The sequence below is a fragment of the Micromonospora sp. NPDC048930 genome, assembly GCF_043197935.1.
Taxonomy (GTDB): Bacteria; Actinomycetota; Actinomycetes; order Mycobacteriales; family Micromonosporaceae; genus Micromonospora.
Genome location: NZ_JBICUB010000003.1, coordinates 450,298 through 475,998, shown reverse-complemented (window position 1 = coordinate 475,998; position 25,701 = coordinate 450,298). Strand labels below are relative to the sequence as shown.

At 71.1% G+C, this 25,701-nt stretch carries 17 protein-coding genes and 10 tRNA genes; 21 read left to right on the top strand and 6 right to left on the bottom strand.

Annotation, left to right across the window (positions count from 1 at the left end; translation table 11 throughout):
* Positions 1-23: 23 nt before the first annotated feature.
* Complete coding sequence (locus tag ACGFI9_RS11045; RefSeq protein ID WP_393177461.1) at positions 24-1,061, bottom strand: M36 family metallopeptidase; 1,038 nt, start codon at positions 1,059-1,061, stop codon at positions 24-26.
* A gap of 232 nt (positions 1,062-1,293) precedes the next feature.
* On the opposite strand from ACGFI9_RS11045, the gene ACGFI9_RS11040 reads away from it, so the two are divergent.
* The gene (locus tag ACGFI9_RS11040; protein ID WP_393177458.1) at positions 1,294-2,334 is read left to right on the top strand and encodes a zinc-dependent alcohol dehydrogenase family protein; all 1,041 of its coding nucleotides are present in this window, start codon (positions 1,294-1,296) and stop codon (positions 2,332-2,334) included.
* A 187-nt stretch (positions 2,335-2,521) separates the two neighbouring features.
* Here ACGFI9_RS11040 and ACGFI9_RS11035 read toward each other — a convergent pair whose 3' ends face one another.
* Complete coding sequence (locus ACGFI9_RS11035; protein ID WP_393177871.1) at positions 2,522-3,259, bottom strand: alpha/beta hydrolase; 738 nt, start codon at positions 3,257-3,259, stop codon at positions 2,522-2,524.
* Between the two features lie 277 nt (positions 3,260-3,536).
* On the opposite strand from ACGFI9_RS11035, the gene ACGFI9_RS11030 reads away from it, so the two are divergent.
* The gene (locus tag ACGFI9_RS11030; protein WP_393177456.1) at positions 3,537-3,929 is read left to right on the top strand and encodes a hypothetical protein; all 393 of its coding nucleotides are present in this window, start codon (positions 3,537-3,539) and stop codon (positions 3,927-3,929) included.
* A 480-nt stretch (positions 3,930-4,409) separates the two neighbouring features.
* Entirely contained in the window at positions 4,410-6,416 is a 2,007-nt protein-coding gene (locus ACGFI9_RS11025; protein ID WP_393177454.1) for a GTP-binding protein, read from the top strand.
* On the opposite strand, the gene ACGFI9_RS11020 is transcribed toward ACGFI9_RS11025, so the two are convergent.
* Both ACGFI9_RS11020 and ACGFI9_RS11015 read right to left on the bottom strand, forming a co-directional pair.
* Positions 6,394-7,005 (bottom strand): DUF6058 family natural product biosynthesis protein, encoded by a 612-nt coding sequence (locus tag ACGFI9_RS11020; RefSeq protein ID WP_393177452.1) that lies wholly within the window; start codon positions 7,003-7,005, stop codon positions 6,394-6,396. The genes ACGFI9_RS11025 and ACGFI9_RS11020 overlap by 23 nt on opposite strands.
* Before the next feature lie 33 nt (positions 7,006-7,038).
* Positions 7,039-7,734 (bottom strand): class I SAM-dependent methyltransferase, encoded by a 696-nt coding sequence (locus ACGFI9_RS11015; protein ID WP_393177450.1) that lies wholly within the window; start codon positions 7,732-7,734, stop codon positions 7,039-7,041.
* Between the two features lie 87 nt (positions 7,735-7,821).
* On the opposite strand from ACGFI9_RS11015, the gene ACGFI9_RS11010 reads away from it, so the two are divergent.
* The 13 genes from ACGFI9_RS11010 to ACGFI9_RS10950 all read left to right on the top strand — a co-directional run bounded on the left by ACGFI9_RS11010 (position 7,822) and on the right by ACGFI9_RS10950 (position 10,938).
* The gene (locus tag ACGFI9_RS11010) at positions 7,822-8,406 is read left to right on the top strand and encodes a TetR/AcrR family transcriptional regulator (protein WP_393177448.1); all 585 of its coding nucleotides are present in this window, start codon (positions 7,822-7,824) and stop codon (positions 8,404-8,406) included.
* 95 nt (positions 8,407-8,501) lie between these two features.
* Entirely contained in the window at positions 8,502-8,624 is a 123-nt protein-coding gene (locus ACGFI9_RS11005; protein WP_393177446.1) for a hypothetical protein, read from the top strand.
* A gap of 76 nt (positions 8,625-8,700) precedes the next feature.
* Positions 8,701-8,773 (top strand) — tRNA-Trp (locus tag ACGFI9_RS11000).
* Positions 8,774-8,874: 101 nt separating this feature from the next.
* A tRNA-Pro gene (locus tag ACGFI9_RS10995) sits at positions 8,875-8,947 on the top strand.
* Positions 8,948-8,978: 31 nt separating this feature from the next.
* A tRNA-Glu gene (locus ACGFI9_RS10990) sits at positions 8,979-9,051 on the top strand.
* 25 nt (positions 9,052-9,076) lie between these two features.
* Positions 9,077-9,150 (top strand) — tRNA-Gly (locus ACGFI9_RS10985).
* A gap of 29 nt (positions 9,151-9,179) precedes the next feature.
* The gene (locus ACGFI9_RS10980; RefSeq protein ID WP_393177869.1) at positions 9,180-10,379 is read left to right on the top strand and encodes an RtcB family protein; all 1,200 of its coding nucleotides are present in this window, start codon (positions 9,180-9,182) and stop codon (positions 10,377-10,379) included.
* A gap of 42 nt (positions 10,380-10,421) precedes the next feature.
* A tRNA-Arg gene (locus tag ACGFI9_RS10975) sits at positions 10,422-10,494 on the top strand.
* A 23-nt stretch (positions 10,495-10,517) separates the two neighbouring features.
* A tRNA-Gln gene (locus tag ACGFI9_RS10970) sits at positions 10,518-10,590 on the top strand.
* Between the two features lie 5 nt (positions 10,591-10,595).
* A tRNA-Leu gene (locus tag ACGFI9_RS10965) sits at positions 10,596-10,668 on the top strand.
* Between the two features lie 9 nt (positions 10,669-10,677).
* Positions 10,678-10,750: transfer RNA gene (locus ACGFI9_RS10960), tRNA-Leu, on the top strand.
* Between the two features lie 31 nt (positions 10,751-10,781).
* A tRNA-Arg gene (locus ACGFI9_RS10955) sits at positions 10,782-10,854 on the top strand.
* Positions 10,855-10,867: 13 nt separating this feature from the next.
* Positions 10,868-10,938 (top strand) — tRNA-Cys (locus ACGFI9_RS10950).
* Between the two features lie 510 nt (positions 10,939-11,448).
* On the opposite strand, the gene ACGFI9_RS10945 is transcribed toward ACGFI9_RS10950, so the two are convergent.
* Both ACGFI9_RS10945 and ACGFI9_RS10940 read right to left on the bottom strand, forming a co-directional pair.
* On the bottom strand, positions 11,449-11,856 hold the full coding sequence (locus tag ACGFI9_RS10945; RefSeq protein ID WP_393177444.1) for a RidA family protein: 408 nt from the start codon (positions 11,854-11,856) through the stop codon (positions 11,449-11,451).
* Entirely contained in the window at positions 11,853-12,674 is an 822-nt protein-coding gene (locus ACGFI9_RS10940; protein ID WP_393177442.1) for an NAD(P)-dependent oxidoreductase, read from the bottom strand. The genes ACGFI9_RS10945 and ACGFI9_RS10940 overlap by 4 nt, the downstream gene beginning before the upstream one ends.
* Positions 12,675-12,763: 89 nt before the next feature.
* Between ACGFI9_RS10940 and ACGFI9_RS10935 the strand changes: the two genes are divergently transcribed.
* From ACGFI9_RS10935 to ACGFI9_RS10915, 5 genes are all read left to right on the top strand, one after another.
* On the top strand, positions 12,764-13,660 hold the full coding sequence (locus ACGFI9_RS10935) for a LysR family transcriptional regulator (protein ID WP_393177440.1): 897 nt from the start codon (positions 12,764-12,766) through the stop codon (positions 13,658-13,660).
* Between the two features lie 86 nt (positions 13,661-13,746).
* On the top strand, positions 13,747-13,965 hold the full coding sequence (locus tag ACGFI9_RS10930; RefSeq protein ID WP_393177438.1) for a hypothetical protein: 219 nt from the start codon (positions 13,747-13,749) through the stop codon (positions 13,963-13,965).
* A 246-nt stretch (positions 13,966-14,211) separates the two neighbouring features.
* Positions 14,212-14,604 carry a LysR substrate-binding domain-containing protein gene (locus ACGFI9_RS10925; protein ID WP_393177436.1) on the top strand — a complete coding sequence of 131 codons (393 nt, stop codon included), beginning with the start codon at positions 14,212-14,214 and terminating at the stop codon, positions 14,602-14,604.
* A gap of 456 nt (positions 14,605-15,060) precedes the next feature.
* Positions 15,061-18,939 (top strand): LamG-like jellyroll fold domain-containing protein, encoded by a 3,879-nt coding sequence (locus ACGFI9_RS10920; RefSeq protein WP_393177434.1) that lies wholly within the window; start codon positions 15,061-15,063, stop codon positions 18,937-18,939.
* A 214-nt stretch (positions 18,940-19,153) separates the two neighbouring features.
* On the top strand, positions 19,154-25,687 hold the full coding sequence (locus tag ACGFI9_RS10915; RefSeq protein WP_393177432.1) for an RHS repeat-associated core domain-containing protein: 6,534 nt from the start codon (positions 19,154-19,156) through the stop codon (positions 25,685-25,687).
* Positions 25,688-25,701 lie beyond the last annotated feature (14 nt).

The window sequence follows — 25,701 nt, the reverse complement described above, 5'->3', positions numbered from 1 at the left end:
GGGAGCGGCGCCCACCGCCGGTGTCACAGGATGCCGCGGGCGGCGAAGGCGGCCCGGGTCGCGTTCGCGGCCTGGGTGCCGTAGAGCCGCTGGGCGGCGGCCACGGTGGCCAGCGCCGCGTCGCGGAACGTGGTGTCCTTGGCGAAGTCGAACTGCGCGTCCACGATGAGCGTGGTGGCCGCGCGGTCGCCGAGCGCGGTACGGATGTCCCACAGCGCGCGGGACCAGATCTCGCCGTCGGCGTGCACCTCACCGCGCAGGTCGGTGGGGTAGACCTTGGTGCCGTCGAGGCGGCGCAGGCAGTGCGGGGCGGTGCGGGTGTACGAGACGGAGTCCCAGTCGGCCACGCAGGCCTCCGGGGTCTTCGTCGGCACGCCGGTGGCCCAGCTGGTCACCACGACCGCCAGGTAGTCGCCGAACGCCTCGCCGATCGCGCCGGACTCCAGTGTGGTGCCGAAGCCGGGCACCTGGCCGTCCTGCACCGAGTGGCCGTACTCGTGGACGATCACCTCGGCGTCCTCGGCGTCGTCGACGCCGCCCTTGCCCACGGTGATGTTGGCCTTGTCCTCCCGGAAGAACGAGTTGTCGCCGCCGTACTGGTTGACCCGCAGCTCGATCTGCCGCTGGTTGACCGGGCGCAGCGTGCTGCCGAAGCCGAGCGACTGCAGGTACGCCTGGGCGGTGTTGACCCAGTGGTAGCCCATCACCTGCTCGAACTGGTCGGCGTCCCGGTGCCAGGCCGGGAAGACCCCGTCGACCGCGCGGGCCGGCGAGCCGGTCTCGCTCTTGACCACGACGTACTTCCCGGTGAGGGTGCCGGAGCCGTCCAGGTTGGTCAGCAGCACCGACCGGTACGCCCCGGCCAGCGCCGGGTAGTCCGCGTCCTTCTGGTCGGTCAGCGACTCGTCGCCGAGCTGCTGCACCGGGTTCGGCGCGAAGACCGTCGCGGTGGCGGTGTGGTCGTAGGGATCGCCGGCCGCCTGGACGGTCGTGCCGCCGGCGACCAGCGCCGCGGTGACCGCCGAGGCGACCAGCGCGGAACGTCGGATGTGGGGGTTCATCAAGATCCCTTCGGAGGTGGATCGATCAGCTGACACTAGGCTTCCCGTCGAACACTGCCAAGCATCGACGAGCAGGCCAGCCGGCCTGTCACCGGCACCACCTTGAGCGCCGTGGTCGCCCGGCTGGCCGCCCGCGGCCGGGACGGAGGTCCCGCCCGCCGGTCCCTTCGGCCCTGCCCGCCGGCCTTCCACCGGAGAAGCGTGGAAGGAGAAATCGGCGTGAGGAGGAGCCATGAAGGCACTCGTGTACGGCGGGCCGGGCGAGAAGTCCTGGTCCGAGATCCCGGATCCCACCATCGCCGGCCCCCGCGACGCGATCGTCCGGGTCGACGCGGTCACCATCTGCGGGACCGACCTGCACATCCTCGGCGGTGACGTGCCCGAGGTGGCGACCGGTCGGGTGCTCGGCCACGAGGCGGTCGGCACGGTCGTCGCGGTCGGCAACGGCGTCAGCAACCTGCGGGAGGGGGACCGGGTCCTCGCCTCCTGCATCTCCGCCTGCGGCGTCTGCCGCTACTGCCGCGAGGGCGCCTACGGGCAGTGCCTCGGCGGGGGTGGCTGGATCCTCGGCCACACGGTCGACGGTGTGCAGGCCGAGTACGCCCGCATCCCGTTCGCCGACCTGTCCACGTATCGGCTGCCGGAGCAGGTCCCCGACGAGACGGCCGTGCTGCTGGCCGACATCCTGCCCACCTCGTACGAGGTCGGCGTGCGCAACGGCGACGTCCGCCCCGGCGACACCGTCGTGGTGGTCGGCACCGGCCCGATCGGGCTGGCCGCGATCCAGACCGCGAAGCTCTACTCGCCGACCCACATCGTCGCCGTGGACAAGGCGCAGAGCCGGCTCGACGCGGCCAAGCGGTTCGGCGCGGACCTGACGGTGCTCGCCGACGACGACCCGCTCGAGGTGGTCCGCACGGTGACCGGCGGGCTCGGCGCGGACGTGGTGATCGAGGCGGTCGGCACCCCGGCCAGCTTCGAACTCTGCACCACGCTGGTGCGGGCCGGCGGCCGGGTCGCCAACATCGGCGTGCACGGCCGGCCGGTCACTCTGCACCTGGAGCGGCTGTGGGTCCGGAACATCACCATCACCACCGGCCTGGTCGACACCCGGACCACGCCGACGCTGCTGAACATGCTGCTCGCGGGCCAGCTCGACACGGCGGACATGGTGACCCACCGGTTCGCGCTGGACCAGATCGTCGAGGCGTACGACGTCTTCTCCCGGCCGGCGGAGACCGGCGCCCTCAAGGTCGTGCTGACCCGCCGGTGACGAAGGAGCGTGCCCGATGAGCGGATCGACCGCGCGCACCCTGGTTGGGCTGGTCGCCATGGCGGTCGCCGCCGTGGTGGCCTATCCGGTGCCGCTGAGCCGCTGGTACCGCGCCTGGCGGACCCGCGGCTGAACCCCAGCACACCCCCGCCGCATCCCTGGCCCCCGCCGGAGGTGCGGCGGTCGCTCACCCGTCGCGGCGCAGCGGCAGCCAGGCCAGCACGTCCTGGATCTTCGCGTCCCAGTACCCCCAGTCGTGGTCTCCGGGGGAGAAGTCCACGGTCACCGGCACCCCGCGCCGGCGGGCGGTCTCGACGAACCGGGTGTTGTCCTCGTACAGGAAGTCCTCGGTGCCGCAGGCGACGTAGAGCGCGGGCAGGTCGGCGCCGCCGCGCTCCAGCAACGCCACCGTGTCGTCGTCGGCGTCCGCCACCTCCCGGTCGCCCCAGACGGTGTGCCACACCGCCGGGTCCATCGGGCTGGTCGGGTGGCGGCGCCGGTGGGCCACGTCGAGCGCGCCGGAGAGGCTGGCCGCCGCCGCGAACCGGCCCGGCTGGCGCAGCGCCCACTTCATCGCCCCGTAGCCGCCCATCGACAGGCCGGCGACGAAGGTGTCCGCCCGGCGGTCGGAGAGGCGGAAGAAGGACCGGCAGACCTCGGGCAGTTCCTCGCTGAGGAACGTCCAGTACCGGTTGCCGTGCGCCTCGTCGGTGTAGAAGCTCCGCTGGACCTGCGGCATCACCACCGCGAGCCCGAGCGGTGCCACGTACCGCTCGATGGCGGTGCGCCGGGTCCAGATGGTGTCGTCGTCGGTCAGCCCGTGCAGCAGGTAGAGCACCGGCGGATCGCCGGCGCTGCCGCCACCGGCGACCCCGATCCCGGCCGAGCTGCGCTCCGGCAGCAGCACCGTCATCGCGGTGCCCATGCCGAGGGCCTCGGAGAAGAAGTCACAGCGGATCCGCGCCACGACGCTGGATCGTACGCGCCGACCCCCGCGACGGCGGGGCCGCGGAGATCACCGGCGGCGGGTCGAAGGTCCCCTTCTGCCGGGCTGACGGACCCGGATGCGCCCCCGAAAAGGGGCGAATCGACGGTTCCTATTGCCGAGGGCGTCCGGGAGGGACAGGATGACCATGCACGCCGGAAACACACCCGTAACCTGCGTGCAGCTGGTCTCTGTCACGAGGAAGTGGGAGTCAGTCATGAGCGACGTGTCGACGGCACTGGGTGTGCGCCTCTACCCGGACCTGGTCGAGCAGGGCGGTCTGGCCCCCGCGCTCACTGACGCGGCCGCCCGGCACCAGCTCGACGTCGGAGAGGTGACCGCCCCCGACCACGGCCGCGCCCGGTTCACCTGCGCCGAGGTCAGCTCCCCGCGCGGCGTCGTCTGCGTCGGGCTCGGCTCCCAGGCCCGCTACTTCATGATCGACCTGCGGGTGTCCGGCGAGGTCCAGGCGCGCGGCGACGCCACCGACCTGCTCCAGGTGGCCCAGGTCGCCGCCGCCTGGCGGGCCGGGACGACGGTCGCCGAGCTCACCGCGCGGTTCCCCTTCATGGAGGAGATGAAGCGCTACCCGGTCGCCCAGGCCGGCTAGCTCCCGGCCAGGGGGCCGGATCCTAGAAGTGCGCCAGGATCTGGCGGACCGGATGCCCGAGGATGGCCGCCACCTCGGCCAGCTCCCCGGTGCTGAGCTCGTAGTCGGCCCGCGTCGCGTTCACGGCGGCCAGTTCGAACCGTGCATAGCCGGTCGTGCCAGGTGACCTCCACCCGCTCGACGGCGTCGCCCGGACCGGCGTACCGCCCCCGCACGTAGTCGCGGGCCGCCTCGGCGGCGGCGCGCGTCGGCCGCCACCGGGGGTCGGTCGGGATGACGGAGATCCGGAAGTCGCTCACCCCGCCATGATCGCCGCCCCGCCTGACCCTCACCCGTCCGGGTTAATCGGTTGCCGGCCCGCCCCGCCGATTGCTGCAATCCCACCACGAGGTCCACCGAGTCGGAGGAGCACCACGATGCGCGCTGCGTCCATGTCCCACCAGGAAGGAATGACCCCCTGCTCGAAGGACATGACGCTTCGTGACAACCCTCAATCTCGGAATCCTCGCCCACGTCGACGCCGGTAAGACCAGCCTGACCGAACGGCTGCTGCACACCGCCGGCGTCATCGACGAGCTCGGCAGCGTCGACGACGGCAGCACCCGTACCGACACCATGGCGCTGGAGCGGCAGCGCGGCATCACCATCCGCTCCGCCGTGGTCTCCTTCACCGTCGCCGGGGTCACCGTCAACCTGATCGACACACCCGGCCACCCGGACTTCATCGCCGAGGTGGAACGCGTCCTCGGCGTACTCGACGGCGCGGTGCTGGTGGTCTCCGCCGTCGAGGGCGTACAGGCGCAGACCCGGGTGCTGGCCCGCACCCTGCGCCGACTCGGCATCCCCACCCTGTTCTTCGTGAACAAGGTGGACCGGGCCGGCGCCGACCCGGACCGGGTGGTGCGCCAGATCGCCGACCGGCTCAGCCCCGACGTGGTCGCCCTCGGCCGCGTCGACGCGGCCGGCACCCCGGCCGCCCGCTGGCTCCCCGCCGCCCCGGACGACCCCGACCACACCGCCCGCCTGGTCGACCTGCTCACCGCGCACGACGACGCGCTGCTCGCCGCGTACGTCCAGGACGAGCGCACCGTGACCGCGGCCCGGCTGCGGGCGGCGCTCGCCGCCCAGACCGCGCGGGCCCGGGTCCACCCGGTGCACGCCGGCTCAGCCATCACTGGCGCCGGGGTGGACGAACTCGTCGCCGGCATCGTCGCGCTGCTGCCGGCCGCCGACGGCGACGACCGGGCCCCGCTCTCCGGCACCGTCTTCAAGGTCGAACGCGGCCCGGCCGGCGAGAAGATCGCGTACGCCCGGATCTTCGCCGGCACCGTGCGGGTCCGCGACCGCATCCGCTACCGCGGCGACCACGAGGCCAAGGTCACCGGAATCGCCGTCTTCGACGACGGCGACGCCGTGCCCCGCGACGCGGTCGGCGCGGGCCGGATCGCCCGACTGCACGGCCTCACCGAGGTCCGCGTCGGCGACCACCTCGGCACGCCGCCCGACCGGCCGGCCGGGCGGCACCACTTCTCCCCGCCCACCCTGGAGACGGTGGTGGTGCCCGCCCGGGCCGCCGACCGGGCGGCCTTGCACACCGCCCTCACCCAGCTCGCCGAGCAGGACCCGCTGATCAACCTGCGCCAGGACGACCTGCGCCGGGAGATCGCCGTCTCCCTCTACGGCGAGGTGCAGAAGGAGGTCATCCAGGCCACCCTCGCCGACGAGTACGCCCTGCCGGTCACCTTTTGGGAGACCAGCACCGTCTGCGTGGAACGGCTCACCGGCGTCGGCGCCGCCGTCGAGTGGATCGGCAAGGACCCCAACCCGTTCCTCGGCACCGTGGGCCTGCGGGTCGAACCGGCACCCGTCGACAGCGGCGTCGAGTTCCGGCTCGGCATCGAACTCGGCTCCATGCCCCTGGCTTTCCTCAAGGCCATCGAGGAGACCGTCCGGGAGACCCTGCGCCAGGGCCTGCGCGGCTGGGAGGTCGTCGACTGCGTCGTCACGCTCACCCACGGCGGCTACTGGGCCCGGCAGAGCCACGCCCACGGGGTGTTCGACAAGAGCATGTCCAGCACCGCCGGCGACTTCCGCAACCTCACCCCGCTGGTGCTGATGGCCGCGCTCAGCCGGGCCGGCACCCGGGTCCACGAACCGGTGCACCGGTTCCACCTCGACCTGCCCGCCGACCTGCTCGGCACGGTGCTCCCGGTGCTCGCCACCCTGGACGCGGTGCCCCGCACCGCCACCCTGCGCGGCGCGTCGTACCTGCTCGACGGGGAGGTGCCGGCCGGGCGGGTGCACGCCCTGGAACAGCGGCTGCCCGCGCTCACTCGGGGCGAGGGCACCCTCGAATCCGAGTTCGACCACTACCGGCCGGTACGCGGACCGGCGCCCAGCCGCCCCCGCTGGGACCACGACCCGCTCCACCGGAAGGAGTACCTGCTCGCCGTCGCCCGCCGGGTCACCGCCCGGCCGGAGCGGTGACCGGCCGGGGCCACCGGGCCCGCACCGCGTCCACGCAGGTGTCCCGCGACGTGGGGCCGCCGAACCGGAGCCGGTCGTACCCGGTGAACGACGGCTCCAACGCGTCCAGCTCGTCCACCCGCGCGTGCAGCCGGTCGAGCCAGGCCGCCGATCCGGCGTCCGGCTCGTCCGGCGCCGCCGAGATCGCCGCCGTCAGCTCGTCCTTGCGGCGGATCGTTTCCGGGCTCACCGAGCGCAGGCACACGTACTGCCCGCTCAGGTAGGCGTCCCACTCCGCCGCGCCCCGCGCCGGGTCCGCCCACTGTCCGACGAACCACTCCGCCAGCCGCGCCACGCCGCCGGCCCGCTCGGCCAGGGCGAACAGGTCGGCCGGGACCATCTCCGCGCCGTCCGAGCGCAGATAGCCCGGCAGCGGCAGCCGCCGGTCCAGCATCAACCGGCGTACGTCCTCCGGGTCCCGCCCGGTCGCCGCGCACAGCTCCTCCAGCACCACGAACTGCCTGCTGACGTACGCGTCGTCCGCCGCCGTCATCGGATGGACCCCGTTGACCTGCCGGAACCGCTCCGCCACCCGCTGCCGCAAACTCATCCCCGGCCCTCTCTCCCGTGCCCGGTCGCCAGGCTAGGGTCGGGACCCTTCGACGCCGGCCGAAACGTCGGCCGCCGGCCGCCTGGCCTCCACATACCGCAGGGAGGGCCAGCGGTCACCCGACCCGGTCAGCGCGAAGCCGGCCCGCTGGACCAGGTCGGCAAGATCGGCCATCGCATGGTGCTGCCGCGCGTGCCGGGCCATTACGCCGAACAGGTTGGCGATGCGGAGATGGCGCGGCTGCTCGCGGAAGTCGGCGAGGAGGAGCCGGCCGCCGGGGCGCAGCACCCGGCGCATCTCGCGGAACGCGGTGACCCGGTCGTCGGCCGGCAGGTGGTGGATGGCGAGGCTGGAGACCACCGCGTCGAAGGAGGCGTCCGCGTGCGGCAACGCCTGCGCGCCGGCCACCTGGAAGGCGCAGTTGGCCGGCGACCGCGTCGCGGCGTACGCGACGACCGAGGGCGACGGGTCGATGCCCACCACGGCTCCGTCCGGGCCGACGGCCCGCGCCACCCGCCGGGTGAGGTATCCGGTGCCGCAGCCGATGTCGAGCACCCGGTCGCCGGGGCCGATCCCGCTGAGGGCGACCAGGCCGTCGTAGACCTGCCGGCGGCGGCCCAGCATGCCGACCGCCGCAGTCCACTCGTAGCGGCGGGCGCCGCGGATCAACACGCCGTCCCGGTCGTCCCCGTGCTCGTGCTGCTCGTGGGAATGCTGCTCGTGTCTCATGGAAGCTCCCGTCGTCCCGATTTTGCGATACACCATGTCTACCACACGACGTCATGACGGGAAACCGTCGCGCTGTACGATCACTCCGTGCCGAAGCTGTGGAACGAGACGATCGAGGCGCACCGCCGGGCGGTGCACGACGCGATCCTGAACGCGACCGTGGAGCTCGTCGCGGAGCGCGGAGCCCTCACGGTGACGATGTCCCAGATCGCCGAGAAGTCGAGGATCGGCCGGGCCACGCTCTACAAGTACTTCCCGGACGTCGAGGCGATCCTGCTCGCCTGGCGCGACCGCGAGGTCGCCGCCCACCTGGCCCAGCTCGCCGAGGCCCGGGACCGGGCCGGCGACACCGGCGCGCGACTGGAGGCGGTGCTCGAGGCGTACGCCCGCAACCAGCGCGACCGGGCCCGACACCACGCGCTGTTCGGCCCGGAACTCGGGGCATTCCTGCACCGCGACAACCACGTCGCGGACGCGCACCGAGAAGTCGCCGACATGCTGCGCGACCTCCTCACCGACGCCGCCCGAGCCGGCCTGGTCCGCGACGACGTGCCCCCGGCCGAGCTGGCCGCGTACTGCCTGCACGCACTCCACGCCGCCGCCGTCCTGCCGTCCGCCGCCGCGGTCCGCCGACTCGTCACCGTCACCCTGGCCGGCCTCCGGAACGGCTGATCCCCACCCGCGCCGAATATTCGTTGCGGTGCCCGCAGCCGTCCGCCTACCGTGAACGGGCAACGTCAACCGGTTCCACACCCAGGGAGCACACCGTGTCACAGCAGAACCGCACCCAGGCCGAGCGGCCCACGCCGCGCGGCGGTGCCCTGCTGCCGGAAGGCAACCTGGGCCCCTGCCGACGGCAGCGGTGGCAACCGGGGTGGTGGCGCGACTAGCGCCGGCGCGACACACGCGCAGCCGCCCGCCCCGAGACCAGGGACCGGGCGGCTTTTTCGTCTCACCAGGGGTCCGAGGGGCGTAGCTCAACCGGAAGAGCACCGGATTCCAAACCCGACGGTTGCAGGTTCGAATCCTGTCGCCCCTGCTCCACCTGTCCCGGCCTCCCGCCGGCGACGTCGCAGCTTCTCAACTCCACAGTGGACGGCATGAGCACGATCCCGGCCGGCGTTCACGCCGGCCGGGCATCCGGGACGAGGGAGCTGGCTGACCCGCTCGCCTTGGGCGCGAGAGACACGCGGTTCGATTCCGCGGTCCCGGACTCCGCGTGGACGGCGCCCGCCGTCCCGCACGGGCCGTTGGAGCAACAGGAAGCTCACCCGGTTCTCACCCGGGAGGCTACGGGTTCGAGTCCCGTACGTCCTACGCCGGTCCCGCCCGGGACCAGCTCGCGGTTGTAGCGCAGTCCGGCAGCGCGTCACCCCGCCACGGTGAAGATCGCCGGTTCGAATCCGGCCAACCGCTCGGACAAGAAGACGATCAAGGAGACCACGATGGGTTTCACCCCGCTGGCCGGTACCCGGGCGCCGGTCCGGGTCTGGACCGACCCGTACACCATCGAGGCGCAGGCGGCCCGGCAGCTGCGCAACATCGGTGCGCTGCCGTGGGTGCAGGGCGTCGCCGTCATGCCGGACGTGCACTTCGGCAAGGGCGCCACCGTCGGCTCGGTCATCGCCATGCGGCAGGCCGTCTCGCCGGCCGCGGTCGGGGTGGACATCGGCTGCGGCATGTCGGCGGTACGCACCTCGCTCACCGCCGCGGACCTGCCCGACGACCTCGCCCCGCTGCGTACGGCGATCGAGGCGGCCATCCCGGTCGGCTTCGCGATGCGCGACGACGCGGTCGACCCGCGCCGGATCCGCGGCCTTGAGCAGCGCGGCTGGGACGACTTCTGGCGGCGCTTCGGCACCCTCGACCGGAAGGTGGCGCAGCTGGAGACCCGGGCCCAGCGTCAGCTCGGCACCCTCGGCGGCGGCAACCACTTCATCGAGGTCTGCCTCGAGCAGGGCGGCCCCGACGACGGCCGGGTCTGGCTGATGCTGCACTCCGGGTCCCGCAACATCGGCAAGGAACTGGCCGAGCGGCACATGGCGGTGGCCCGGCACCTGCCGCACAACGTCGACCTGCCCGACCGGGACCTGGCGGTGTTCCTCGCCGGCACGCCGGAGATGGACGCCTACCGCCGGGACCTCTGGTGGGCGCAGGAGTACGCGCGCCGCAACCGGGCGGTCATGCTCGCCCTGCTCTGCGGGGTCGTGCGCGACGAGTTCCCGCAGGTCAGCTACGACGAGCCGATCAGCTGCCACCACAACTACGTGGCGGAGGAGACGTACGACGGGGTGGACGTGCTGGTCACCCGCAAGGGGGCCATCCGGGCCGGGAAGGGCGACCTGGGCATCATCCCGGGTTCGATGGGCACCGGCTCGTACGTCGTGCGCGGCAAGGGCAACCTCGACGCGTACTGCTCGGCGTCGCACGGCGCCGGGCGGCGGATGTCGCGCGGGCAGGCGAAGCGGACGTACAGCACCGCGGACCTGGCCGAGCAGACGGCCGGCGTCGAGTGCCGCAAGGACGCCGGGGTGGTCGACGAGATCCCCGGCGCGTACAAGGACATCACCCAGGTGATGGCCCAGCAGGAGGATCTGGTCGAGGTGGTCGCCCACCTCAAGCAGGTCGTCTGTGTGAAGGGTTGACACCCGACCGGCGCCCCGAGGGGGGTGGGCGCCGGTCATCCCGCCCCGGTGGCGTAGCGGAGAACGCGTCGGTCTACGAAACCGAAGAGCCCAGGTTCGAATCCTGGTCGGGGCACGGTCCGCGGTACGCGGATCCCATGCGAGCTGGTGCAACTGGCAGCACGTCCCTCTCTGGAAGGGAAGGTTCGAGGTTCGAGTCCTCGGCTCGCAGCTCACGCCCTCGTAGCCCAATGGCAGAGGCAGCGGTCTGAGTGGCCGCGCAGTGCGCGTTCGAGTCGCGCCGAGGGCACGTGTTCAGGCCCGGGTAGCCCAACGGCAGAGGCACCGTCGTCAGGTGGCGGCCAGTGTGCGTTCGAATCGCACCCCGGGTACGTACGGCGGGGACCATTTCCCGCCGCTCATGCCCCCGTGGCGCAGCGGAGAGCGCGTCGGATTCCGAATCCGAAGGCCGCTGGTTCGATTCCAGCCGGGGGCACTGCGTGATCCCCGATCGGGTGCCCGAGTGGTGAGGGGACGGTCTGCAAAACCGTACACGTCGGTTCGATCCCGACCCCGGTCTCGATCTGCCGTCCGCTGTGGAGAAAGCGACAATCTCCCTCGGGGCCGGCGCCCGGCTTCGCCGCGCCGCGCCTTGCCGCGCCAGCCAAGCCGAACACGCCGCGTGACGGGTACTCAGCGTTCACTGCGCCATCCTGCAGCCTGCTCCAGGCGCCTCGCCACAATGCCCAAATCGGGCGAACCGTCCACCCGGCGGTCGCTGCATCACCTCTCTACGCCAGCCTTTGCTCTGCAGCCATCGGCGCATCACCACACGCAGGGTCACCGATGCGTCGATGGCTGCAGAGCAAAGGGAACGAGAGGCTGGTGCCGGGATCGGCGCCTTGTCACTCACCGTTGGTTCAGCCGGCACGGCCGGGGTCGATCAGGGACGCCCGCCGGGTCAGGCCCCGAACGCGTCGGGCCCCCGGGTACCGCGACCGGAATCCCGATCGATCCATCCACCCGGAAGCCGGCTCGGCGTACCGTCGCCGGAACACCCGCGTGGGGGCGCCACGCTGACACCATCGGTTCAGGTCGTCCTCACGGCGGCGGTGACCTCGACCTCCAGGACCGCGCCGTCCAGGAAGAGCCGGGTCACCTCCACGGTGGTGCTGGCGGGCCGGGAGTGCGGGAAGTACCGGCTGCGGACCGCCGCGTAGCCGGCCAGGTCGCCGAGGTCGGTCATGAACGTCCGGACGTGCATGACGTCGTCGAACGTGGCACCGTGCGCGGCGAGCAGGCCACCGATCAGCGCGAAGATGCGCTCCGACTGGGCCCGGACGTCGCCGGGCTCGACGATGGCGCCGTCGTCGTCCACGCCCACCTGGCCGGAGAGGACGAGCAGTGCGCCGCCCGGCAGGTCGAGCCGGGCGACGTGGGCGAACCGGTCGCCGAACGGCGCGGGGACGGTCGCCGGGTTGTCCAGGGTGATGGTCATGCGTACTCCTTGTCGGGGCCGTTGGTGAGGGCGGCGATGTCGCGGTCCGGGTGGGGTGCGGCCGCGAGCACCGCCGCGGCGGCGCGCAGCAGGGGCGCGGGCGCGCCGCCGAGCGCGTCGAGGGCGAGTTGGGCGTCCTTGGCGGCCAGGGCGGCGGCGAACGCGGCGTCCGCGGTGGTCGCCCGGGCGACCGCGCCGCCGAGCGGTCCGGCCGCGAGCGCGTCGAGCGCGGTACGCCGGGTCACGCCGACCGCCTCGGCGACCGCGAGCGTGTCGGCGACGGCGGTGACGGCGGTGACCAGGGCGGTGTTGAGTACCAGTTTCAGTGCGGCGCCGTGGCCGGAACCGCCGCAGCGGCGCACCGTGCCGAGCAGTTCGAGCACCGGGACGACCCGGTCGACGGCCGCTTCCTCGCCGCCGGCCAGCACGGTGAGTCGGCCGGCTTCGGCCGCCGCGGCGCTGCCGGCGACGGGCGCGTCCACGAGCGGTACGCCCGCCGGCAGGAGCGCGGCCAGCTCCGGCACGGCGCGGGGGCCGATGGTCGACATCTCGATCAGGTGGGTGCCGGGCCGCAGGGCGGGTGCGGCCCACGTCAGCGTCTCCCGTACGGCGGTGGCGTCGGTGAGCATGGTGATCACGACGTCGGCGTCGCGGACCGCTTCGGCCGGGGTGGCGGCGGCGCGTGCGCCGGCCGCGACGAGCGGTTCGGTCCGGGCGGGGGTCCGGTTCCAGACGGTGGGGCGGTGCCCGGCGGCCAGCAGGCGGCGGCCGATGGCGGTGCCCATCGTGCCGGTGCCGAGCAGTGCGATGGCGTCCATGCCGGGGAACGCTAGAGGGTCGGTGGCCATGCGACCAGCGAATGTTCCGCATCGCTGCCATGCTCCGGGCGCATGGCAGGATGGCGGCCATGCTGCCCGACGCCCTCCACACCTTCCGTACCGTCGCCGCGCACGGGTCCATCACGGCGGCGGCCCGGAGCCTGCGCTACACCCAGTCCGCGGTGTCCCGGCAGATCGCCGCGCTGGAGGCCGAGGTCGGGGCGCCCCTGTTCGACCGGCTGCCGCGCGGTGTCGCCCTGACCGAGGAGGGCCGGTGCCTGCTCGGCCATGCCGAGGCCGTGCTCGACCGGCTGGACACCGCCCGCCGGGACCTGGCCGCGCTGCGCGACCTGACCGCCGGCCGTTTGCGGGTCGGCGCGTTTCCGACGGCGGTCGCCGCGCTCGTGCCGCGTGCCCTGGCCGCGTTCCGGTCCGCCCATCCCCGGGTGGCGGTGCAGCTCGTCGAGGGGCTGACGCCGAAGCTGCTGGACCGGCTACTTGCCGGGGACGCGGATGTCGCCGTGGTGAGCGCGGCGCCCGACCAGCCGCTCGACGGCGAGCGGTTCGACCTGCACCACCTGGTCGACGAGGTGCTGCTGGTGGCGGTGCCCGGCACGCACCGGCTCGCCCACCGCCGCACCGTCCGGCTGCACGAGCTGGCCGACGACCCGTTCATCGCCGGCTCGGCCACGGCCGAGGAGACCCTGCTGCGGGCGACCCTGCCGGCGGGTTTCCGGCCCCGCATCGACATCGTGGCCGCCGAGTGGACCGGCAAGCTCGGCTGTGTCGCGGCCGGGCTGGGGGTCGCGCTGGTGCCCGCGCTCGCCGTCCGCGCCACCCCGCCCGACCTGGCGCTGCTGCGCCTGCACCCCGACGACGCCTCGGCCCGGCGGGTCTTCGCCGCCACGCTCGCCGGACGCAGCCGACCGCCCGCGGTGCGGCGGTTCCTCACCCACCTCGACCAGGCGGCGGCCGGGTTGGGCTGACCGGTTGAGGGACTGTCCGGGAATGCCTCGCGGGCGGAGTCCGCAACCCGCCGCAGGGGCCCTTGCGCGTCGCTACGCTCGGTGATGTGGCGACTGTGAGAGTGCGTTTCCGTGGCGGGCCGTACGACGGGGTGGCGGTGGACTGGGAGGTGCCGGACGCCGACGATCCGCCGACGAGTTATCCGCTCAAACTTCACGGTGCCCACGAGGCGACGGGGGCCGTCGAGTACCGTCGGCTGGAGCGCGCGCCGCAGGGTGCGGCCGAGTCGTGGATCTACGCGGCGCCCGAGGGTGCCGCCGGATAGCGGCAGCGGCATACGTTCCCGAGGCGCGCCGGGCCGAGCGGGCCAGCTCGCTCTGGAGGATGATGACGCGGAATGCCGCGAGCAGCGGTGGGGCGACCACGTTGAGGATCCGGAAGGCCATCCGTCGCGACGGTGCCGTGAGCTGCACCAGGACCCGGGCGATGAGCGCTGGCGTCAGCAGGGTGAGCACGGTCGCCTGAGGGCGAGCGGTTCGACCTGCACCACCTGCTCGACGAGGTGCTGCTGGTGGCGGTGCCCGGCACGCACCGGCTCGCCCACCGCCGCACCGTCCGGCTGCACGAGCTGGCCGACGACCCGTTCATCGCCGGCTCGGCCACGGCCGAGGAGACCCTGCTGCGGGCGACCCTGCCGGCGGGTTTCCGGCCCCGCATCGACATCGTGGCCGCCGAGTGGACCGGCAAGCTCGGCTGTGTCGCGGCCGGGCTGGGGGTCGCGTTGGTGCCCGCGCTCGCCGTCCGCGCCACCCCGCCCGACCTGGCGCTCGGTTCCCCACCTCGTCATCACGGCCAGCCCGTTCGGAAGCAGACCCACGTTGCGTTACCTGCGCGTGGCAACGATGTCCGGAAGTGGGACGTCCAAAGGGGCGGTCTGCACGTTGAGGGCGTGCGCTCGAAATGACAGGTGCCGGGCGGTCAAGGTCAGCCGGCCGCCGACCGATTCGGCCCCGCGCCAGAGGTTCGCCAAGGCGCGCAGCACGACGACGTCATCACTGCTCGTCGACATCTCGTTCCTGGTCATTCGTGTTCGAGGCGAGGTGATGCTACAAGCCGAGCGACGGTCTCAACATGGGTGCGGTAATTCGGATCTTCCGGCGTTCCCCTGCGTTATCGCACATCATGTGATCTAGATCACAGTCGCAGGTTCTGTCCGGCCCTCGGCTCACTGTCGGTGATGGACGCAGCTCCCGGCCTGTGACGTATCTACATATCTCGATTTGAGGTGCTGCGGCCCGCCGGCACGGCGGCATTCCGGGACAGCGGAGAAGTAAGGCCACTCCCTATCGTCCACGCCACTACTCCTTGATCGATTGGGTGGGCCATGGGCCGTCGATGGCGTGGTGGGCTAGCTGGATTGATGGCGGCTTCGATGACCGCCATGGTGATTGCTGTACCCGAGTCGGTTCCTGCTGCAGCGGCCCCGGCCTGCGCGGGCGAGGCGCGTTCGGAGGCTGCGGCGCTGGCGCTGGCCGCCTCCTGCCATGAGCCGGTGGTGGTGGACGGCACGCGTACCGAACTCGCGCAGGTGGTGGCGCAGCCGGACGGTCGTCTGCGGTTCGAGGCCGCGGTGGTGCCGCAGCGTACTCGCCAGGGCGGCCGGTGGGTCGACGTCGACCTCGGTCTGGTCCGGAGCGGGGACGGTTCGTGGCGGCCTTCGGCTTCGGTGGCCGATGTGGCGTTCTCCGGTGGAGGTGCCGGCCCGCTGGTGACGCTGCGCCGTAACGGTAAGACGGTGACGATGTCGTGGCCGGGCGGCGCCCTGCCGGCGCCCAGCGTGTCGGGTGACTCGGCCACCTACCCGAATGTGCTGCGCGATGTCGACCTGGTGGTGCGCGCCACTCCGACCGGGTTCACCCACGTCTTGGTGATCAAGTCGGCCGCGGCGGCGGTGAACCCGGCGCTGCGTGAGGTTCGTTTCGGACTGGGCGGAGACGCCCAGGTGCGCCTCGGTCCGGACGGGCGACTGCGCGGGATGGCCGGTCAGACCGTGATGGCCTCGTCGGAGCCGGCGGTCATGTGGGACTCGCGGGTCGACGCCGGCGCGGGGAAGTCGACCCCGTCGCGGACGTCGGAGCAACGCTCGATCTCGACCTCCGCGGCTGCCGGTGATGCGGCGCAGGTCGCGCCGGTCGCGGTGCAGCTTTTGGGGCGGGATCTGGTGCTGCGCCCCGACGAGAAGCTGTTGAAGTCCCCCGCCGCGGTGTTCCCGCTGTTCGTGGACCCGGCCTGGTCCGTCTACAAGTCCAAGTGGGCGTACGCCACGAACAACGGCTCGTCGAACACGGATTACACGGTGGCGCGGGTGGGGCTGAACCCCGATACGGGGGCGCTGTACCGGTCGTTCTTCGAGTTCTCGACGACCGCGAACGGTGTGTCGCTGAAGGGCAAACACATCGAGTCGGCGTACGTGCAGATGAAGCTGGATCACTCCTGGTCGTGTGGCGACACGGTCGCCTCGATGTATCTGACGCCGGCGATCAACGCGACGATGAAGGCCAGTTGGTCGAGCATGAGCTTGTCCAAGTTCCTGGACGCCGCGTACGGCCACGCGAACGAGTCCGGCGGCTGTTCGTCCATCCAGCCTGACATGATCATGAACTTTTCCGGATCGACGGTGACCGGCCAGGTGCAGGCGGCCGCGACCGGGAACTGGAACACGATCACCGTCGGCTTCACGGCCCGGGCCTCCGACGGATCGGGTGAGTCGACTCAGGACCGGTGGAAGAAGTTCTTCCCGGGCGACGCGAAGCTGATCGTCGACTACGACACGAAGCCGGGCGCGCCGTACGGACTGCAGGCCGCCGCGGTGGCCTGCCCGAGTTCAGGTGTTCTGACCGTCGGCACGTTGAACCCGACTTTCTCGGCGGTGTTCCCGGACGCCGACCCGTCGGACTCGCTGACGGCGTCCTGGGAATGGATCGAGGTGCCCAGCGGCGGCATGGGCGCCGTTACCGACACGTATCCGACGCGCAAGACGCCACCGCCGAGCAAGAGCGGTATCACGCCGGGCTCCCGGACGCCCAGCGCGGCGGTGTCGGTCGTCACGGGCAAGACGTACGCGTTCCGCGCCAAGGGCACGGACAAGGCGCCGTACACGCTGACCGGGCCTTGGTCGGTGTGGTGCCAGTTTGCTGCGGACACCACGAGGCCGCCGGTGACGGCCCGCATGGTGACGGTGCCCGCGGGGCCGGGGATGAAGGGTCGGGTCCGGTTCGAGTCGACGGCGACCGACGTGACGAAGTTCCGGTACGGCTGGGACGCCGCGACGAAGGAGGTGGCGGCCCAGGGCACCAGCCCCAAGTACGCCGAGGTGGACCTGACCGCGTTGAGTTTCGGCACCAACGTGCTGTTCGTCAAGGCAATCGACGCCACCTTGAACGAGGGCAACGGATCCGTCGAGTTCAGCGTGCGGCACCCGTCCGGACCCGTCGCAGAGTGGGGGCTGGAGACGGATCCCGGCATCGACCAGGCGAGGGCGTTGGCCGATGGGCAGCCGGCGCTGGGTAGTGGCGGGCTAGCCAAGGACACCCCCCTGACTGCGCAGAGTGTCACCTGGAGCAGGGATGCACGCCTGGTCGGCGGTGAGACCGCGACCATGGTCGGAAGCGGCAGCCAGGCGGAGACGAGCGGACCGGTGGTCAACACCACCACGTCATTCAGCGCTGCCGCCTGGGCGCGGGCCACCGCGACGGACACCGCGTGCTGCAAGAGCGTCGTCTCCCAGGACGGCGTCACCACCAACGGGTTCAACCTCTACTACGTCCCGAGCACCAAGCAGTGGGGCTTCTCGATGTACAACACGGACGGGACCAGCACTGCCGGTTCGTTCGTCTTCGCCCCGGCTAGTCCGAACGTCTGGACCCACCTCGCGGCCGTCTACGACTCGACGTCGGGTGAGATGCGCCTCTACGTCAACGGGACGCTTGCCGGGACCGCAGCACGGACACCCACCTGGAACGCCACCGGCAAATTCCACGTCGGCTGGGCCAAGTGGGGCAGCGGGATGAGCAATACCGGTGTCGGGCAGATCGCCGACGTGCAGGTCTTTGACCGGGTGCTGGTGCCGCACGACTTCACCGGTCAGCTCGCTACCGAGCCGGGGTCGAGCGGATTCAACGAGCCCGGGATCCTGTCGCCGATCCGGATGGGCGACTGGGACTTCGATGCCGCGGTGTCCTGTTACGCGACGGACTGGAAGGACACCTGCGAGGCGCCGGACTCGGTGACCAGTTGGGGCCGGTGGTTGGCGCTGACGCGCGGCTCCGAGGTGGCCGCGGGATACGGCGGCGGGCAGGGTCTCTGGCTCGACTACCAGTACTTCCCGGACGACGGCTACAACGAGAGCACGCAGGAGTACGGCCGGAGCGCCAACAAGCTCGCTCCCACCACCGATGCCGACGGCAACGAACTGAACGTGTGGCAGGAAACGTCGGTGCTGCGGACGGACGATTCGTTCACGATGTCGGCGTGGGTGATGCTGGGTCTGGACGGGATGCGGACCGCGGTGTCCCAGCGGGGTGTGCACGAGAGTGCCGCCTGGTTGAAGTACCAGTCCGATGTGGGCAAATGGCGGTTCGTGGTCAGTGACGAGGACGTCACGACGACGGCCATGGTGAGTGTGGAGTCCGAGAACCCCGCCGACAGTGGGGTCTGGACCCATCTTGCCGGGGTGTACGACGCCGGCCGCAAGGAGATCCGCCTCTACGTCAACGGCGTCCTGGAGGGCACTCAGGCCCTCTCGTTCACGCCGATGGCATCGACCGGGCCGCTGCTGGTGGGCCGCACGCTGTGGCACGACCAGATGGTGGACCAGTGGGTCGGCGGCATCGACAACGTCGCCGTGTTCCAGGGCGCGATGAACGACACCTCCGTCTTCGAGTGGTACAACCTGCAGGTTCCGCCGACCCCCGGCACGAACACCCTGGCCGAGGGCGAGAGCCTCACCGAGGGCCAGTACCTGCGGTCGAACGTCGGCAACTACCAACTGCTGATGCAGGGTGACGGCAACCTCGTACTCAGCCAGGCGGGCTTCCCGATCTGGGACACCAGCACCTGGGGCAATCCCGGCGCCTACGTGATCTTGCAGGTGGACGGAAACCTGGTGGTCTACAGCAGCACCGGCACGGCGCTGTGGAGCACCGGGACCTGGGGCACTGCGGCGAGCCAACTGGTGCTGCGCGACGACGGGGATCTGGTCCTGCTCGATCCAGGCGGAACCGTCCTCTGGCGTCGGTGACCCGGCGGTAGACCGTCCTCCTGCTCGGCCCGGCGTCCGCCGGGCCGAGCAGGAGGGACCCAACGCAACCTCGGTCCGGTACCGGCCGGTCGCTCCTTTCGAACGTCTCGAAGCTTCTGTAGCGGTTGTCGGAAAGGAACAGCTCATGTCGGCACGGTCTGTGCGCGGCCTACGGCGGGTACGCCGGAGTCTTCTCGGTTCGAATCGTCGGCGGTTGACCCTGGTCGGGTCGGTGGTCGCGTCGCTGGTGCTGTCGCTGGTGCCCTACGTGCCGGCACAGGCGGCACCGCCCCGACAGCCGTCCAAGCCACCGGCGGAGAAACTCGACCGGGACGGTGGCCCGGTCGCCGGTGGCAAGGCCTGGCAGCAGAACCGGGTGAAGTCCGAGCCGACTCCGGCCCCCGAGTGGCCGGCGCCGGCAACCGCCCGGGTCGACCTCGCTCCCGCAGCAGCACGTACGGCCAAGAGCCGGGGTGTGAAGGCCGGCGCGCTGCCGGTGTGGGTGGACCGCGGCACGGGCAAGGCGGGCCAGCGGCTCTCCCAGCTCGATGTGAAAATCGTGGACCGCGCGAGCCTCCCGGCGGCGTGGCGCGACGGCCTGGTGCTGAAGGTGACCGCCCCGCAGGGCGCGCCGACCGGCGTGGCGAAGGTGTCGGTAGACTACGACGCGTTCCGGTACGCGGCCGGCGGGTCGTGGGCGTCGCGGCTGCGGCTGTGGCAGGTGCCCGAATGCGCCCTGGCTGCCTCTGCCAATCCTGGATGCCGTTCGATGCCGCTGCCGACCGCCAACGACACGGCCGCAGGGATCGCCAGCGCCGAGGTGAACGTCACCTCCGCCGCAGCGGCGGGATCCGGTTCCTTCCTCATGCTGGCTGCCGGGTCCTCCGGTACCGACGGTGACTTCGGCGCCACCAGCCTCGCCCCCTCGTCCACCTGGTCGAGCGGCGGCAGCGCCGGTGACTTCTCGTGGAACTACCCGCTGCGGGTCCCGCCGGCGACCGGGCCGGCGCCGTCGATCGCCCTGAGCTACTCCTCGTCCGCAGTGGACGGCCGGTCGGAGGTCACCAACAACCAGCCGTCGTGGATCGGCGAGGGTTTCGACTACTCGGCCGGCTACATCGAGCGGCGGTACGTCCCCTGCGCCGATGACCTGAAGAACGGGGCAACCAACACCGCGAGCAGCGGCGATCAGTGCTGGCGTTCGGACAACGCGACCATGAGCCTCAACGGGCGTGGCGGCGAGCTGGTATTCCAGGCGGGGAAGGGCTGGCACTCCCGCGGCGAGGACGGGTCGAAGATCGAGAAGCTGACCGGTGCGGCCAACGGCGACGCGGGTGACCCCGCCTACGGCGACGTGGGCGAGTACTGGAAGGTGACGACGACCGACGGCACCCAGTACTTCTTTGGCCTGCACAACCTGCCGGGCGAGACCTCCGGGACGAACTCCACCCTGACGGTGCCGGTGTTCGGCAACCACACCGGCGAGCCGTGCCACAAGAGCACCTTCACGGGGTCGGACTGTGTGCAGGCGTGGCGGTGGAACCTGGACTACGTCGTGGACGTGCGCGGCAACACCATGTCGTTCTGGTACGGCAAGGAGACCAACAAGTACGCCCGGAACGCCACCGACTCCGACGACGTGACCTACGACCGGGCCGGATACCTGAAGCAGATCGACTACGGCACGTACGACCGGACGCTCGCGACGCACGGTGTCACCGAGCGCAACACCACGCCCTACGCCCAGGTGCTCTTCGACACGGACATGCGCTGCTTCTCCAACTGCGGCACCGAGTCGAGCCCGGTCCAGGACTCCTGGAAGGACACGCCCTGGGACCAGGAGTGCAAGGCGTCGGCGACCTCGTGCCCCCAGCAGTACTCGCCGACCTTCTGGACCACCAAGCGGCTCAAGACGGTCACCACGCGGGTGTGGGACACCACGAAGGCGACCCCGGCGTGGCAGGACGTCGAGTCGTGGACCCTGTCGCACACGTTCTCGGCGACCGCGGACTCCACCCACGGGGGGCTGTGGCTGGACCGGATCGACCACGCGGGCCTGGTCGGCGGCACCATCACGCTGCCCCCGGTGACGTTCGGAGCGGAGTCGCTGCCGAACCGCGTCTACACCGAGCACGGCGCCACCGACAACTGGCTGCGGATCTCCAGCATCGTTACCGAGACCGGCGCCCGGATCAAGGTGGACTATTCGCTGCCCGAGTGCACCGCAGCCATCGTCGACAGCCTGGCGCCGCACACCAACACGCGGCGTTGCTACCCGGTGAAGGTGCCGGATCCGGCGGATCCGACGGGCCAGGCGCTGGTCACCGAGTGGTGGCACAAGTACCGGGTCGAGCACGTGGCCGAGGACGACGTGCAGTTGGCCAACGGGCATCAGTCACCCAGCAAGCACACCTGGTACGAGTACGTGGGGTCCCCGGCGTGGCACTTCGACGACGACGACGGCCTGACCAAGCCGGACCGCAAGACGTGGGGGCAGTGGCGCGGCTACGCCCAGGTCAAGACCCGCGTCGGTGACGACGGGAACCCGCAGACGCTGGCCGTCACGACGTTCATGCGTGGCATGCACGGTGACAAGCTCAGCCCGTCGGGCGGCACCCGGAGCGTGACCGTGCCGGCGTCGCTGGGCTCGGAGACCGTCTACGACGAAGACCAGTTCGCGGGCCAGGTCCGGGAGCAGGTCGTCTACAACGGCGTCGACACCAAGCCGGTGTCGAAGACGGTGAACGTGCCATGGCGGTCGAACCCGACCGCGAGCCGGACGATCAACGGCGACCTGGTGGAGGCCCGGTTCGTCAACACCCAGACGACCTACGCCGCCACCGCGCTGGGCGTGGACGGCTCCCGCGGGTGGCGCACCTCGCGCGGCACGAGCAGCTACGACCACACGTACGGCACGCTCAACTGGTCGCAGGACGACGGCGACATCGCCAAGCCCGGTGACGAGAAGTGCATCACCATCACCTACAACCGCAACCTGGGCAAGAACCTCACCCAGTTGGTCAAGCAGACCACCACCACCGCCCTGGCCTGCGGCGCGAGCCCGACCAGCGTCGATGACGTCATCTCCGACGCCCGGACGTACTACGACGGCGCGACCAGCGTCGACACGGCGCCGACATTCGGATCGACCACCAGGACCGAGCAGCTCCAGGACTGGATCGCCGGCACGGGTACGGTGTGGCAGACGACCTCCCAGGCCACCTACGACTACGCTGGCCGTCAGCTGACCTCGACCGACATCAAGGGCAACGTCACCACGACCGCGTACACCCCCACGGTAGGCGGTCCGGTCACCAAGGTCACCACCACCAACCAGCTGAACTGGCAGTCCGTGGTGGAGTCGAATCCCTACTGGGGCTCGGCCACGAAGACCACCGACCCCAACAGCAAGATCACCTCAGAGGTGGACTACGACGCGCTCGGGCGCGCCGCCAAGGGGTGGACGCAGGGGTGGACGAAAGCCGCCAACCCGACCACGCCGTCGGCGCAGTACACCTACACCTTCGCGCCGGGCCGGGACAACTACCCGTACGTCACGTCGCTGACCTTGAACCCGGACGGCAACTACGTCACCTCGTACCAGATCCTCGACGGGCTGCTGCGTCCCCGGCAGACCCAGTCGATGTCGCTGGGCGGCGGCAGCGACCGGGTGGTCACCGACACCATCTACGACGAGTACGGGCGCGCGGCGGCGAGCTACGGCGCCCACGCCGAGTTGGGGGCGCCGTCCGGCGCGCTGTGGTGGGAACCGGAATGGTCCCTGCCCGCGGTCTCCAGGACGGTCTTCGACCAGGCGTCCCGCGCCACGAACAGTGTCTTCCTGGCCGGTGACGGCATCACGAACCTGGTCGAGAAGTGGCGCACGGTCACCAGCTACGAAGGGGACCTGACCAAGGTCACCCCGCCGGACGGTGGCACCCCCACCACCACGGTCACCGACATCGAGGACCGCACCGTCGCGCTGCGGCAGCACACCACGACCGCCGGCGTCAACGGCGCCTACCTGGAGACGACGTACACCTTCAACCGCAAGAGCCAGTTGACGAAGACCACCGACCCGGCCGGTAACGAGTGGGTCAACGAGTACGACGCCAAGGGTCGCCTCTGGCGGACCAGCGATCCGGACAAGGGCACCACGACGCGCAGCTTCTATGACGACGACGCGTTGCAGAAGACCGTCGACGCCCGCGGTGAGACGCTGTGGTACGTCTACGACCAGCTGGGCCGCAAGACCCAGTTGCGCGACGACTCCGCCACCGGGCGCCTGCGGGCCGAGTGGAAGTACGACACCCTCTACAGCGGGCAGGGCGGGTTCCGGGGGCAACTCACCCAGTCCATCCGTTACGAGTACGACTCGGCCGGCACCGCGAGCGCCTACAAGTGGCAGGTCCGCGGTTTCAACGAGCGCTACCAGCCGACTGGCGTCAACTATGTGATCCCGCCGGTCGAGACCGGCCTTAACGCCACCTACGTCTACGCCTACGGGTACTCACAGTTCACTGGAGCGCCCACGTCGATCTCGTACCCGGCCGGTGGCGGGCTGGTCACCGAACAGTTGACCACCGACTACGACGCCACCACCGGTATGCCGGTCAGGCTGGACACCAGCCTGACCGGCTTCGAGGGCACGATGGCCACCGCCACCTACACCGCGTACGGTGAGCGCAAGGGCTCGATCTACAAGATGCCTGGAAGCACTGCCTTCGCCCAGGACGTCGTCTACCGGGACGAGGCGACCCGAAGGGTCAACCGGGTCACCGTCGAGCGGTCGGCGGTGGACGGGACCGTTTCGGACCGGAACTACGCCTTCAAGGACGCCGGCAACATCACTTCGATCGTCGACGCGCCGGAGGTCGGCCAGGCGGACGTCCAGTGCTTCCGCGACGACGCCCTGGGGCGGTTGACGACCGCGTGGACGCCGAGGACCGGAGTTTCCTGCGACACGGATCCCATCCTCGACAACCTGGGCGGGCCGGCGCCCTACTGGCAAGACTGGACCGTCGACGACACCGGCAACCGGCGTGTCGAGACCAACCACATCAGCAGCGGCGACACCACCCGCAGCTACCTGGTGCCGGACGGCGGCCAGGGCGTCGTACGGCCGCACGCGGTCACCCAGATGAGCACGGCTGCGCCCGGACAGTCGACCGTGGTCGCCAAGTACGAGTACGACGCCACCGGCAACACCACCTGCCGGCCGTCGGGCACCACCGCCAACGACTGCGGCACGGCGAAGACGGGTAGCCAGACCCTCACCTGGGATGCCGAGGGCGAACTCGCTACGGTCAGCGCCGGTGGGAATACCATCGAGACCAACATCTACGACGCCAACGGCGTCCGGCTCATCCGCCGCGACGTCACCGGTACCACTCTCTACCTGCCGGGTCAGGAGATTCGCCGGGAAGGCACGGTCAACACCGGCACCCGCTACTACGACTTCGCCGGGGTCACCTGCGCCAGCCGCAAGGCGGGCTCCGCGCTCACCGACCTGACCTGGCTCTTCGGCGACCACCAGGGCACCCAGCAGATCGCCGTCAACGCCGGCACCCAGACCGTGGACATCCGCCGGCAGACCCCCTACGGCGGCTCACGCGGGTCGAACACCGCCTGGGTCAACGGCAAGGGCTTCGTCGGTGGTGACATCGACCCCACCAACCTCGTCAACATCGGTGCGCGGCAGTACGACCAGGTGCTGGGCCGGTTCATCTCGGTGGACCCGGTCATGGACCTGTCCGACCCGCAGCAGTGGAACGCCTACTCCTACGCCTACAACAGCCCCGTCAGCCATGCCGACCCCACCGGCGAGGACCCCTGCCCCGGCGGTGGAGGCGGCTGCTACTACGACGGCACCACCACCCAGTACGACGGCGTGACGCCGCAGCAGATGGCCGTGGCTCGGCAGATGAGCCAGGTGATCACCAAGCAGGTCGCCACCCAGGTGGCCGCCCAGAACAAGGCCCGTCAGGAGCACGAACGCAAGCAGCGCGAGTGCCAGGCCAGCTTCTGGTGCCGTAGCAAGCAGAAGGTCGTCGATGTCGGCAAGGCGAGCTGGAAGTGGGCGACGAGCCCGGAGGGCATCGGAACCCTCGCGGGCATCGCGGTCGGTGTCGGCTGTGCCGCACTCACCGGTGGCGCCGGGGCGGTTATCTGTGGCATCGCTGGTGGTGCGGTCTCTGGACTTGTGACTGGGGCGCTGAAGTGTAGGGCGGGCGACAAGTCGCACTGTGGCATTGGCAATCTGGCGCGTGACGTCGGGGTAGGGGCAGTCCTTGGTGCGGTGGGCGGCGCGGCCGGTGCCGTCGTCGGCGGTGCACTGAGTGGTGCCTACGTCGGGCTGGCGACCGGACTCGGCATCAGCGCGCGTACCGGTGCCGGCTGGGCTGTGCGTGGGGTCGCGTCCGGCGCCGCCCGCCAGGCGGGCAAGCTCGGCCCGGGAACCGTTTCCGCCGTGAAGGGCCTTGCCCCGACGGAGCTGAAAGGATTCCTTACCAGGTCGTGGGACAACATCGCGATGGAGACGGCAGAAAGTGGCGTACTTGGTCAGGCCCGTGCCATCTCGACCGACCTCGTGCGCGGCATGGGCAACCTCGAGAACGGGGTCGGCCCGGCCGCGGCGGGTGGCGCGCTGCCGGGCTCCTGGGACGACCTCGCCGACCTGAGCAGAGGAGAGTGGAGCTTCAAGTGGGAGAATACCGTCGGACCGGCCGGCGCTGGCGGGTTTGACTGACTCGTGGCCGCGTG